This is a genomic window from Cellulosimicrobium sp. PMB13 (assembly GCF_051294865.1).
Lineage (GTDB): Bacteria > Actinomycetota > Actinomycetes > Actinomycetales > Cellulomonadaceae > Cellulosimicrobium.
Window position 1 is genome coordinate 1145595 of sequence record NZ_CP145910.1, and the last position, 11936, is coordinate 1157530.

9 protein-coding genes are annotated in these 11936 nt (G+C 76.2%); 2 read left to right on the top strand and 7 right to left on the bottom strand.

Annotation, left to right across the window (positions count from 1 at the left end):
- Positions 1–36: 36 nt before the first annotated feature.
- The 6 genes from hemL to hemE form a co-directional block, all read right to left on the bottom strand.
- The gene (hemL, locus tag V5D56_RS05430; RefSeq protein ID WP_435738033.1) at positions 37–1440 is read right to left on the bottom strand and encodes a glutamate-1-semialdehyde 2,1-aminomutase; all 1404 of its coding nucleotides are present in this window, start codon (positions 1438–1440) and stop codon (positions 37–39) included.
- Positions 1440–2492: a porphobilinogen synthase gene (gene hemB, locus V5D56_RS05435; RefSeq protein ID WP_435738034.1), complete on the bottom strand. Its 1053-nt coding sequence runs from the start codon at positions 2490–2492 to the stop codon at positions 1440–1442. The genes hemL and hemB overlap by 1 nt, the downstream gene beginning before the upstream one ends.
- Positions 2489–3604 carry a uroporphyrinogen-III synthase gene (locus tag V5D56_RS05440; RefSeq protein WP_435738035.1) on the bottom strand — a complete coding sequence of 372 codons (1116 nt, stop codon included), beginning with the start codon at positions 3602–3604 and terminating at the stop codon, positions 2489–2491. The genes hemB and V5D56_RS05440 overlap by 4 nt, the downstream gene beginning before the upstream one ends.
- Complete coding sequence (gene hemC / locus V5D56_RS05445; protein WP_435738036.1) at positions 3601–4737, bottom strand: hydroxymethylbilane synthase; 1137 nt, start codon at positions 4735–4737, stop codon at positions 3601–3603. The genes V5D56_RS05440 and hemC overlap by 4 nt, the downstream gene beginning before the upstream one ends.
- A 167-nt stretch (positions 4738–4904) precedes the next feature.
- On the bottom strand, positions 4905–6344 hold the full coding sequence (locus tag V5D56_RS05450; protein WP_435738037.1) for a protoporphyrinogen/coproporphyrinogen oxidase: 1440 nt from the start codon (positions 6342–6344) through the stop codon (positions 4905–4907).
- Complete coding sequence (gene hemE, locus V5D56_RS05455) at positions 6341–7480, bottom strand: uroporphyrinogen decarboxylase (RefSeq protein WP_435738038.1); 1140 nt, start codon at positions 7478–7480, stop codon at positions 6341–6343. The genes V5D56_RS05450 and hemE overlap by 4 nt, the downstream gene beginning before the upstream one ends.
- 50 nt (positions 7481–7530) lie before the next feature.
- Between hemE and V5D56_RS05460 the strand changes: the two genes are divergently transcribed.
- On the top strand, positions 7531–8889 hold the full coding sequence (locus V5D56_RS05460; protein WP_435738039.1) for a glutamyl-tRNA reductase: 1359 nt from the start codon (positions 7531–7533) through the stop codon (positions 8887–8889).
- Between the two features lie 20 nt (positions 8890–8909).
- On the opposite strand, the gene ggt is transcribed toward V5D56_RS05460, so the two are convergent.
- A complete protein-coding gene (ggt, locus tag V5D56_RS05465) occupies positions 8910–10850 on the bottom strand; it encodes a gamma-glutamyltransferase (RefSeq protein WP_435738040.1) in 1941 nt (646 codons plus the stop codon).
- A gap of 117 nt (positions 10851–10967) precedes the next feature.
- Here ggt and V5D56_RS05470 point away from each other — a divergent pair, with 117 nt between their 5' ends.
- Positions 10968–11924 (top strand): Ppx/GppA phosphatase family protein, encoded by a 957-nt coding sequence (locus V5D56_RS05470; protein ID WP_435738041.1) that lies wholly within the window; start codon positions 10968–10970, stop codon positions 11922–11924.
- Positions 11925–11936: the final 12 nt, after the last annotated feature.

Sequence of the window (11936 nt, forward strand, 5' to 3'; positions counted from 1 at the left end):
CAACCTCGTGTTCGGCGGTGGACATCCCCGTGCTCGTCAGGCCGGTGAGGCCTCGGCGGCCGCGCGCGCCGCCGCCGGGAAGGCGTCGACGATCCGCTGGACCGCCGCGTCGTCGTGCGCGGCCGAGACGAACCACGCCTCGAACACCGACGGCGGCAGGTTCACGCCCTGCTCGAGCATCGCGTGGAAGAACGCGCGGTAGCGGAACGACTCCTGCGCCTGGGCCTGCGCGTAGTCGTGCACGCCGGCGCTCGCGGCGAGGTCGCCGAAGAACACCGAGAACAGCGAGCCGGCGTGCTGGACGCGGTGCGCGACGCCCGCGGCGGCGAGCGCGTCGCCGACGGCCTTCGACAGGACCGAGGCGACGCCGTCCACGTGCGCGTACACCGCGTCGTCGGCCAGGCGCAGCGTCGCGAGGCCCGCCGCGACGGCGACCGGGTTCCCGGACAGCGTGCCCGCCTGGTACACGGGCCCGAGCGGCGCCAGCTGGTCCATGACCGCGGCCGGTCCGCCGACCGCGGCGACGGGCATCCCGCCCCCGACGACCTTGCCGAACGTGAACAGGTCGGGCGTGTACCCCTCCGCGCCCTGGCCGCGCAGCACGGCGTTCTCGAGACCCCACCAGCCGCTCGGCCCGACGCGGAACCCCGTGAGCACCTCGTCGAGGACGAGGAGCGCGCCGTGCGCGGCCGTGATGCGCCGCAGGCCTTCGTTGAACCCCTCGGCGGGCGGCACGACGCCCATGTTCGCGGGCGCGGCCTCCGTGATGACGGCCGCGATCTCCGAGCCGCGCTCGGCGAACGCCGCCTCGACCGCCGCGAGGTCGTTGTACGGGAGGACGAGCGTCTCGGCCGCGCTCGCCTCGGTCACGCCCGCGGAGCCGGGGAGCGCGAGCGTCGCGACGCCGGAGCCCGCCTCCGCGAGCAGCGCGTCGACGTGCCCGTGGTAGCAGCCCGCGAACTTCACGATCACGTCGCGCCCGGTCACACCGCGTGCGAGCCGGATCGCGGTCATCGTCGCCTCGGTGCCCGTCGACACGAGGCGCACGCGCTCCGCGGCGGGCACGCGGCGGCGGATCTCCTCGCCGAGCTCGACCTCGCCGAGCGTCGGTGCGCCGAACGACAGGCCGCGGGCCGCGGCGTCCTGCACGGCCGCGACGACGTCGGGGTGCGCGTGGCCCAGCAGCGCCGGACCCCACGAGCACACGAGGTCCACGTACTCGCGCCCCGCGACGTCGGTCACGTACGGGCCGCGCGCCGACGCGAGGAACCGCGGGTCGCCGCCCACCGACCCGTACGCCCGCACGGGCGAGCTCACGCCGCCCGGCAGCACGGCCTGCGCGCGGACGAACGCCGCGTGGTTGTCCGTCGCGGTGGTGGACGGTGACACCGTCTCCGCCTGAGCGGCCGCGGCCACCCCGAACCCGGTCGACTCCGTCATCAGCGCGTCCCTCCGAACGTCTCGTCGCGCAGCCACCCGGCGATCTCGGTGGCCCAGTAGGTGAGGATCACGTCCGCGCCGGCCCGCTTGATGCCGAGCACCGACTCCGTGACCGCGCCGCGGCGGTCGATCCAGCCGTTCGCCGCGGCGGCCTCGATCATCGCGTACTCGCCCGACACCTGGTACGCCGCGACCGGCACCGGAGACATCTCCGCGACCGCGGCCAGCACGTCGAGGTACGACCCCGCGGGCTTGACCATGACCAGGTCCGCACCCTCGGCGAGGTCGAGGTCGGCCTCGCGCAGACCCTCGCGCGCGTTGCCCGCGTCCATCTGGTACGTCCGGCGGTCGCCCTGGAGCGCCGAGTCGACGGCCTCACGGAACGGGCCGTAGAACGCGCTCGCGTACTTCGCCGAGTAGGCGAGGATCCCGACGTCGGAGTACCCCGCGGCGTCGAGCGCCTCGCGGATCACGCCGACCTGGCCGTCCATCATGCCCGACGGCGCCACGACGTCCGCGCCCGCGCGCGCCTGCGCGACGGCCATCGACGCGTACCGCTCGAGCGTCGCGTCGTTGTCGACCACCACCGTGCCGTCCTGGTCGCGCCCGGGCACGAGGACGCCGCAGTGGCCGTGGTCCGTGAACTCGTCGAGGCACGTGTCGGCCATGACGACGGGAGCCGCGCCACCCCGGGTGCCGGCGGTCTCCACCTCGCGCACGACGTCGCGGGCGAGGCGGATCGCGCGCTGCAGGATCCCGTCCTCGGCGTCCGCCTGGCTCCCGGTCGCGTCGCGGTGTGCCGGGATGCCGAACAGCATCACGCCGCCGATCCCCGCGCGGGCGGCGTCGCGCACGGCGTCGGCGAGCGTCGCCTCGGTGTGCTGCACGACGCCCGGCATGGACGAGATCGGACGCGGTGCGTCGAGGCCCTCCTTGACGAAGAGCGGCAGGACGAGGTCGGCCGGGTGCAGGCGCGTCTCGCCGACGAGCCGGCGCAGTCGCGGCGTCGTGCGCAGGCGGCGCGGCCGGTGGTGTCCGGGGGAGAGGGTCACGAGGGGTCTCCTGTGTCGAGGGGGCGTCCGGTCGTACCGGGTGCGGGGGCCGCGGCGGCGTGCGACCCCGCCAGGACGGTGGTCAGCGCGGTGGCGAGCGCGTCGTCGGTCGGGCGGTCGGCCACCGCGTCGAGCCGCAGCCCGACGGCGCGCGCCGCCCGGGCCGTCGGCTCACCGATCGCGACGGCCGCGACGTCGTCGCGCGGTCCGAGCTGCCGCGCGACCTCGCGCGCGACGCTCCCCGACGTCAGCACGACGGCGTCGACCTCGCCCGCGTGCCAGGCGGCGACGACGTCGGGGTCGAGGTCGTGCGCGACCGTGCGGTAGACGGTGACGACGTGCGGCGTGAGGCCCAGGTCTCGCAGGCCGTCCGCCATCGTCGGGGCGGCGAGGTCCCCCTGGGGGAGGAGGACCGTCTGGGTCTGGGTCCGGGTGGACGGGGCGGCGGCGACGGGGGCGGCGTCGGGGCTCGGGCTACCATCCGGAGCCCTCGTTCCTCGGGCTCCTCCCGCCAGACCCGCCACGCCCTTCGCCTCCGACGCCGCCCCCGTCCCCGCCTCCGCTGCCGTCTCGCCCTGGGTAGACAGTTCGATGAAGGCGGCGACGAGGCCGCGGGCGGAGTTCTCGGTCGGTTCGAGGTCGACCGTGATGCCGACGGCCTCGAGCGCGCGGCGCGTGGCCGGCCCGACGGCGGCCCAGCGGGCCGTGCGCGCGACGTCGCCGAGGGCGGTGCCCCGCCGGGCGGCGGCGGAGACGAGCTCGTCGATCGCGTTGACGCTCGTGACCACGACCCAGCCGTAGCCGCCGGCGGCGAGGCGGGCGACGGCGTCGTCCACGGGTGCGGTGTCCTCGACGCGGGCGCGCTCGATCGCCGGGCTCACGAGCACCCGGGCACCGGCGGCGCGCAGGGTCGTCGCGAGGCCGGCGGCGCGCTCGGGGCTGCGCGGCACGAGGACGGTCCGGTTCTCGAGGGGGTGCACCGCATCGCCGAACCCCGGGTTGTGCGGCGATCCGGAGGCTGAGAGGCGCGCAACCCCGGGTTCGGCACCGGGAGGGGCCGGGACGACGGGTGCCGGGCCGCGCGACGGGTCGCGCAGGCGACCGGGGCTCACGCGGGCTCCCCGCGGTAGCCGCCGTCGCGCAGCTGCTCGCGCGCCGTCTCGACCGCCGGGTCTGAGGTGCCCGTCGCCGTGCCGCGGTCGGAGCCGCCGGCGTCGGGGAGGGCCGCCGCCGCGACGTCGTCCCTGCCCGCGGGCGGCCCGAGCGGTGCGAGGCGAGCGGCACCGTCGGCGAGGAGCGCGTCGGCGACGCGCTCGCCGAGCCGCAGCGCGACGTCGTCCCGCGCCGTGCGCAGGTCGTCGCCGGTCGCCGGGAGGAGGGCCCGCGCGGAGTGCGTGAGCTGCTCGACGCCGTCGACCCGCGCGACGACCGCCGTGAGCGCGACCTCGCCCCCGTCGACGAGCGCGTGCGCGCCGACGGGCGCGGCGCAGCCCGCCTCGAGCCGCGCGAGCAGAGCGCGCTCGGCGAGGACGGCGAGACGCGTCGGCTCGTGGTCGAGGGCGTCGAGCGCCGCGGCGACGACCGGGTCGTCGAGCTCGGACGTGCGCACCTCGACGGCGAGCGCGCCCTGCCCGGCAGCGGGCGCCATGACGGTCGTGTCGATCACCTCCGTCACGGCGTCGAGCCGGCCGAGGCGGGACAGCCCGGCGTAGGCGAGCACCACGGCGTCGAGGTCGGCGTCCTCCCCGTGGACACGGCGCAGCCGCGTGTCCACGTTGCCGCGGATGTCGACGACGTCGAGGTCGGGCCGGACAGACCGCAGCTGCGCGGCGCGGCGCGGCGAGCCGGTGCCCACGTGCGCGCCGCGCGGGAGGGTCGCGATCGTCAGGCCGTCGCGCGCGCACAGCGCGTCTCGCGGGTCCTCGCGCTCGGGCGTGACGACGGTCAGGCCGGGGGCCGGGGCCGTGGGGAGGTCCTTGAGCGAGTGCACCGCGACGTCGCAGCGGCCGTCGAGGAGCGCCTCGCGGAGCGCGGTGACGAAGACGCCCGTGCCGCCCATCTGGGCGAGGGAGCCGGTGAGCACGTCGCCGTCGGTGCGGATCCGGACGGTCTCGACCGTCCGTCCGGTCAGCTCCTCGAGGCGTCGTGCGACGTGGCCGGTCTGGGTGGTGGCGAGGGCGCTCCCGCGGGTGCCGACGCGGATCACGGCGGGGGCCGTCTCAGGGTTCGTCGAGGTGCTGCTCACGCGTCCAGTCTCCTCCGTACGGTGACGATCTCGAAATGCGCACCGGCCCGCGACGGCAATTCTCGGCAGGTCGCGCCGACGGTGTGAGATGGTCCTGACGGCCAGTCACGACGTTGCAGACAATGTGTCACCTCGGAATCCGCGCGAAATGGCCGGTCCGGAATGCTTCACACTTTTCCGGCGCATTCCTGGGCGTGCGCCACGACCGCCGCGAGCCCCGTCCCGGCGATCCACCCTCCGGTGACCCCCAGCCCCGGCACGTCGGCGACGCGCGCGGTGAATGCCGCGACCTCGCGCCGGTAGGCGGGTGTCGGCGGCGGGAGCGCACCGTTCCACCGTGTCACGACGTGGCCGAGCACGCGCCCGTGCAGGTCGACGCCGAACAGCCGCGACGCGTCGGCGACGACCTGGCCCAGGTCGGGCTCCGTCGTCGCTCCCATCCGTCCGTAGCTGAGCCGCACCACGTGGTGACCGGGCCCGACGGCGTCCCGCACCCGGGCGCGCAGCCACGGCCACTTCGCGGTGGAGTGCGTCATGGCCTTGGCCTCGACGTCGGGTCGTCGGGTCGCGCGGCCCGCGTCGCGGTGCGGCGGGGCGACGAGCATCCCGGTGCCCCGCGGGGCGTCGTCGAGCTCCGGTGCCCGGAGGAGGAGCGTGACGAGACGGATGTCGGCGCCGGGTTCGGGGTCGGGCAGGAGGTCCGCCGCTCCGCCGACCAGGGGGCCCAGCGCGTCGACGACGGCAGGCGTGGTGACCACGAGCCGCGGCGCGACGAGCTCCACCGGCCCGTCGGGGCTCACCGCGCGCACGACCCAGTCGCCGCGGCGGGCGAGGTCCACGACCTCGTGGCGCACGCGCACGTCGACGTCCGTCGCGAGCGCCTCCGCGAGCCGGTGCATCCCGCCGTCGATCCCGCGCACCGCCGAGCCGGCCGGCGCGAGCGCCCGCAGGGACGCGACCGCGCGCGCGAGCGACCCCTCGCGCTCGAACGCGGCGAGCAGCCCGGGCGCGACGGCGTCGACGTCGAGCCGGTCGAGCGGCGCGGAGTGGACGCCGCCCGCGACGGGCGCGACGAGCCGCTCCGTGACGCGCGTCCCCATGCGCGAGCGCGCGAACGACTCGAGCGTCGCGGTCTCGGTGAACCGGCGCGGCAGCACGCGGTCGAGGCTCGCGCGCAGCGACCCCGCGACGCCCACGGCGCGCCGCACGTCGGCGGCCCACGGGTGCGCCGGGATGCCGAGGACCCCGGCACGCGGGAGCGGGAAGGTGCGGCCCGCGGCATAGCCCCACGCGGACGCACCAGAAGGCTCGACGACGCTCAGCCCGAGCGCGCGGGCCAGGTCGCCGACGGCCGTGCCGCGAGCCGCGAACGACTCCGCGCCGACGTCGACGCGCAGCCCGTCGAGGCCCGGCAGGGACTCGCCCCTCACGGGGCCGCCCGCGGTCGCGGCGGCCTCGAGCACCACGACCCGCAGCCCGCGCTCGCGCAGCGTGCGGGCCGCCGTGAGGCCGGCGACCCCGGCGCCGACGACGATCGCGTCCGTCTCCTCCGGCCGGGAGGGACCGGCCGGGGAGGCGCCGCCGGGCGTCGTCGGCGCGGCGCTCACCGGACCTCGACCCCTGAGGCGGCGGCGGACTCGGCGCTCACGGAGTGGACGAGCTCCACGACGCGCGTCAGGACCGCCGGGTCGGTGTCCGGCGGGACGCCGTGACCGAGGTTGGCGACGTGGCCGGGAGCCACCCCGCCCCGCCGCAGGACGTCGCGCACGTGCGCTTCGAGCACGTCCCACGGCGCGGCGAGCAGCGCGGGATCGATGTTGCCCTGGACGGGGACGGTGCCACCGAGCAGTTGCACGGCCTCGTCGAGCGGCGTGCGGTAGTCGACGCCCACGACGACGTCGCGCACCCCGGCCGCGACGACGGCGTCGCGCATCGCGGGGAGCAGGTGCTCGGTCCCGGTGCCGAAGTGGACGACGGGCACGTCGAGGTCGGCGACGTGGGTCAGCGCCCGGGTCGAGGCCCCGGCGGCGCCGTCGGCGTAGTCCGCGTGGGAGAGCGAGCCGGCCCACGAGTCGAAGAGCTGGGCGGCGCTCGCTCCCGCGAGGACCTGGGCGCGCAGGAAGGTGCCCGCGAGGTCGGCCGCCCAGTCGACGAGGCGCTGCCACGTCTCCGGGTCGGACCGCAGCAGGGCGCGTGCGGCGAGGTGGTCGCGCGAGGGGCGACCCTCGACGAGGTAGGCCGCGAGCGTGAACGGCGCGCCGGCGAAGCCGATGAGGGGAGTGCAGCCGAGCGCGTCGACCGTGAGCCCGACCGCCTCCGTGATCGGCGCGAGGGCCTCGGTCGTGAGCTCGGCCTCGACGAGGCGCGCGACGTCGTCGGGCGTGCGGTACGCCTGCCCCATGACCGGGCCGACGCCCGGGGCGATGTCCACCTCCACGCCCGCGAGGCGCAGCGGCACGACGATGTCGGAGAAGAAGATCGCGGCGTCGACCCCGTGGCGGCGGACCGGCTGGAGCGTGATCTCCGACGCCAGGTCGGGCCGCAGGCACGAGTCGAGCATGCTCACGCCCTCGCGGGCCGCGCGGTACTCGGGGAGCGACCGTCCGGCCTGGCGCATGAACCACACAGGTGTGATTTCCGGCCTTTCCCCGGTGGTGCCCGCGCGCAGCGCCCGCACGAGCGGGGATTGCGCCGTGCGGCCGTCGTGGAGCGGGTGGGCGGGAGAAAGCGCGACAGGAATCACAGCTACCGATTCTGCCTCTCTCCTGGGGAAATGATTAAATCGGAGGCACTGTGGCTCTTCTCTCCCTCACGGCCAGCCACCACGAGCTCGACCTCGACGCCCTGGAACGCCTGTCCACCGGGGCCCAGTCGATCGGCGGCTCCGCGGTCTCGGCCTGCGACGTCATCACCGGTGCGGTCGTGCTCGCGACGTGCAACCGGTTCGAGCTGTACCTCGACGTCGACGCCCCGCTCGACGGCCCCGGCGTGCGGCACGCCACCGAGCACGTCGCCCGGCTCGTCGCCGAGGCCTCCGGCGTGGACGCCGTCGAGGCCGCGACGTCGTTCCGTGCCCGCGCCGGCAACGAGGTGGTCGAGCACCTGTTCGCCGTCGCCGCCGGCCTCGACTCGATGGTCGTCGGGGAGCGCGAGATCGCCGGGCAGGTCAAGCGCGCGCTCGAGGCCGCGCACGCCGACGGCGTGACGTCGTCCACCCTCGAGCTGCTGTTCCAGACCGCGTCGCGCACCTCGAAGCGCGTGAGCACCGAGACGGCGCTCGGCGGCGCCGGTCGCTCCGTCGTGGCGCTCGGGCTGGAGCTCGCAGGTTCCGACCTCCCGCCCTGGCACCAGGTCCGCGCCGTCCTCATCGGCACCGGCTCCTACGCCGGGGCGAGCCTCGCCGCGCTGCGCGCCCTCGGGTGCGACGACGTGCGCGTCTACTCCCAGTCCGGTCGTGCCGAGGAGTTCGCCGCGGCGCGCGGCGTCGAGCCCGTGCACGACCTCGTCACCGCCCTCGAGGACGCCGACCTCGTGGTCTCGTGCAGCGGCGCGCGCGGCCGCGCCCTGGCCGACGGCTCCCGCCGCGAGCAGGCCATCGAGCACGTGCTCGACGCCGCGTCCGTGGTCCGGGCGCGCGAGCGCGCGGCGGTCGCGGCGGGCGACGAGCCCGGCGCGCGGCCCACGGTCGTGCTCGACCTCGCCCTGCACCGCGACGTCGACCCGCACGTCGCCGACGTCGAGGGCGTCCTGCTGTACGACCTCGCGACGCTCGCCGCGCGGTCGCCCGCCGTCGCGTCCGACCTCGTCGCGCACGCGCGGTCGATCGTCGACGACGCCGCGCGCACGTTCGAGGAGACGCGCCTCGGCCGCGCGGCCGACACCGCGGTCGTCGCGCTCCTCCAGGACGCCGAGCGCCGCATCCGCGCGGAGGTCGACGACGTCGTCGCGCTGCGCCGTGCCGAGGGCGACGGGCCGGGCGAGGACGAGGTCGAGGAGATCGCGCGCGGCGTGCGCCGGCGCGTGCACGCGGACCTGCACCGCAAGATCGTCGCCGTGCGCGCGGAGGCGGTCGAGGCGTCGCGCGCCGCCGTCCGCGGGGTCGTCGCCGACGCCGAGGCCCTCATCGCGGAGGCCGACGCCGAGGTCGGCTGACAGCCGTCGTGCGACCCGAGTCAGTTCCTCACCGGCTTCAGCACCAGCGCCGAGCCTCCACCGCGGCGCTGCGGCTCGGCGACGGCGGTCAGCAGCCCGTCCGGGCCGATCTGCACCGCCGTCGCCGCACCGATCTCCGCGGCGGACGTGAACGAGTCGCCGGACGGCACGAGCGTGTGGCCGTACGCCTCGAGCCCCGGGCCGTATGCCTGGATGAACTCCGGCTCGGCGATGACGCCCGCGGTGTTGCGCTGGGTGGCGCGCGGCGCGGCGAGCGCCTCGTCGATCGGCATGCCCCGGTCGAGGTGGTTGGTCAGCGTCTGCAGCACCGTGGTGATGATGGTCGACCCGCCGGGGGAGCCGAGCGCCAGCACGGGCTCGCCGTCGCGCAGGACGAGCGTCGGTGCCATCGACGAGCGCGGTCGCTTGCCCGGCTCGATGCGGTTCGGGTCGTCGGCGTCCCACACGGTCGAGAAGTCGGTGAGCTCGTTGTTGAGCAGGAACCCGCGGCCGGGCACGACCATCCCGGACCCGCCGGTCTGCTCGATCGTCAGCGTGTACTCGACGACGTCTCCCCACCGGTCCACGACGGTGAGGTTCGTCGTCGAGACGTTCTCCGTGTCGTCGCGCTGCGGAGCGGCCGCCTCGCCGCACGCGGCGTCGAACGCGTCGACGTCGCCGGCCGCGACGGGCTTGGGCGCGGCGGCCTCCGGGTCGACGAGGCACGCGCGAGAGGCCGCGAACTCGTCGGAGAGCAGGGTGTCGAGCGGGACGTCGACGAACGCCGCGTCGCCCAGGTACGCGCCGCGGTCGGCGAACGCGAGGGCGCTGGCCTCGAGGTAGTGGTGCAGGTACGCGCTGTCCGACATGCCGGCGAGGTCGAACGTCTCCAGGATGTTCAGCGCCTCGCCCACGGTGGAGCCGCCGCTCGACGGTGGCGCCATCCCGTAGACGTCGTACCCGCGGTAGTCGGAGACGGTCGGGTCCTGCACCAGGGCCTCGTAGTCGTCGAGGTCGTCGAGGTCGAGGTAGCCGGGCGGCACGGGCAGGTCGGTGTCCGGGCTGGTCTGCGGGGTCTGCACGGCGCGGACCATCTCGCGGGCGAGGCGTCCCTCGTAGAAGGCGTCGGTGCCGCGCAGCGCGAGCAGGGTGTACGTCTTCGCGAGGTCGACGTTGCGGAACCGGGTCCCGACGCGCGGGGCGTCGCCGCGCGGCAGGAACAGCTCGGCCGACGCGGGGAAGGCGGCGAAGCGCTCGGCGTTGTCGAGCGTCTGCTGACGGAACGTCTCGTCGACGATGAAGCCGCGCAGGGCGAGCGCGGTGGCGGGCTGCAGCGCCTTGCCCAGCGAGTAGGTCCCCCACTCGTCGAGCGCGGTCTCCCAGGTGGCCGGCGTGCCGGGCGTGCCGACGGAGACGCCGCTGGTGACGAGCTCCGGGGTGAACGGGTAGGGCGCGTTCGTCTCCGGGTCGATGAACGCGTCGCGCGGCATGTCCGCCGGCGCAGTCTCACGCCCGTCGATCGTGGACACCGCGCCCGTCCCCGCGTCGTAGTGCAGGAAGAAGCCGCCGCCCCCGATCCCGGCGCTGTACGGCTCGGTGACGCCGAGGGCGGCCGCGGTCGCCACGGCGGCGTCGACGGCGTTTCCGCCGCGACGCAGCACCTCGAGACCCACCCGGCTGGCCTCCGGGTCGACGGTGCTGACGGCACCCCCGTACCCGACGGCGGTCGGGACCTTCTCCCACCGGTCATGCCACCCCCCGTGCCACCCCCCGTGCGATCGGCTGTCGGTGCCGGGGCCGGCGTCGTCGGTGGTCGCGGAGGCGCTCCCGGCGACGGCGGTCGTCGCGGCGAGCGTCGCGGCGGCGACCGCGGCGAGGGCTCGGGCGCCGGGACGAGCCCGACCGGTACTGCGGTGGCCGGAGCTAGGGGAGCCGGGACGGACGGAGCGGCGGTGGTCCATGGTCGTCTTCCCTCGGTGAGCAGGGATCCTCGTCCCCCCACCGTCCCGCAGGGCGGCGGACCTCGCGCGCCGAGCCCTCCCCCCACGGGCGGTCCGGCGCGAGTAGCCTCGGTGCTCGTGACGACCACAGGCTCGACCGGCCGCCCGGCGACGCGCCTCGGCGTCCTCGACATCGGCTCCAACACCGTGCACCTCGCCGTGGTCGACGCGGCCTACGCCGCGCGTCCCGTCCAGGCCGCGGGAGCGCGGACGGTCGTGCGGATCATGCGGTACCTCCAGCCGGACGGGTCGCTCTCGGACGAGGGCGTCGCCGCGATGCTCGCCGCGGTCGACGACGCGATGGTGCTCGCCCGCGAGTCCGCGGTCGACGAGATGCTGCCCATGGCGACCTCCGCGCTGCGCGACGCGACGAACGGCGGGGAGATCCTCGCCGCGATCGGCGAGCGTGTCGGGCAGCCCGTGCGCGTCCTGTCGGGCGAGGACGAGTCCCGCCTCACGTTCCTCGCCGCGCGTCGCTGGGCGGGCTGGGGCGCAGGGCGGCTCCTGGTCCTCGACATCGGCGGCGGCTCGCTCGAGATCGCGTCGGGAGTGGACGAGGAGCCGGATCTCGCGGCCTCGCTCCCGCTCGGCGCCGGTCGCATGACCATGGCGTTCCTGCCGGGCGACCCGCCGGCCCCGGACGACGTCGACGCGCTGCGTCAGCACGTGCGCGCGACGCTCGCCCCCACGGCCGCCGCGTTCAAGGCGCTGCCCGCTCCCGACCACGTCGTCGCGACGTCGAAGACGTTCCGGTCCCTCGCGCGGCTCGCGGGCATGCAGGTCGACGTCGTCGGGCCCGACGAGCGCTGGCGCATGCGGCGCTCGCAGCTCGCCGACTGGGTGCCGCGGCTCGCGCGCCTCACGGCGGAGGGCCGGACCGCGCTGCCGGGCGTGACGCCCGAGCGGACGTTCCAGATCGTCGCGGGCGGCGTCGTCGCGGTCGAGACGATGCGCGCCCTCGGCGTCGACGAGGTCGAGGTGTGCCCGTGGGCGCTGCGCGAGGGCGCGATCCTGCGGCGCCTCGACCACAGCTGACGCCGGCCGCTG

What these genes read in the sequence shown, in the direction of transcription:
- ggt (WP_435738040.1), bottom strand. Translation starts at nt 10,850, where the DNA reads ATGGACCACCGCCGCTCCGTCCGTCCCGGCTCCCCTAGCTCCGGCCAC.
- hemL (WP_435738033.1), bottom strand. Translation starts at nt 1,440, where the DNA reads ATGACGGAGTCGACCGGGTTCGGGGTGGCCGCGGCCGCTCAGGCGGAG.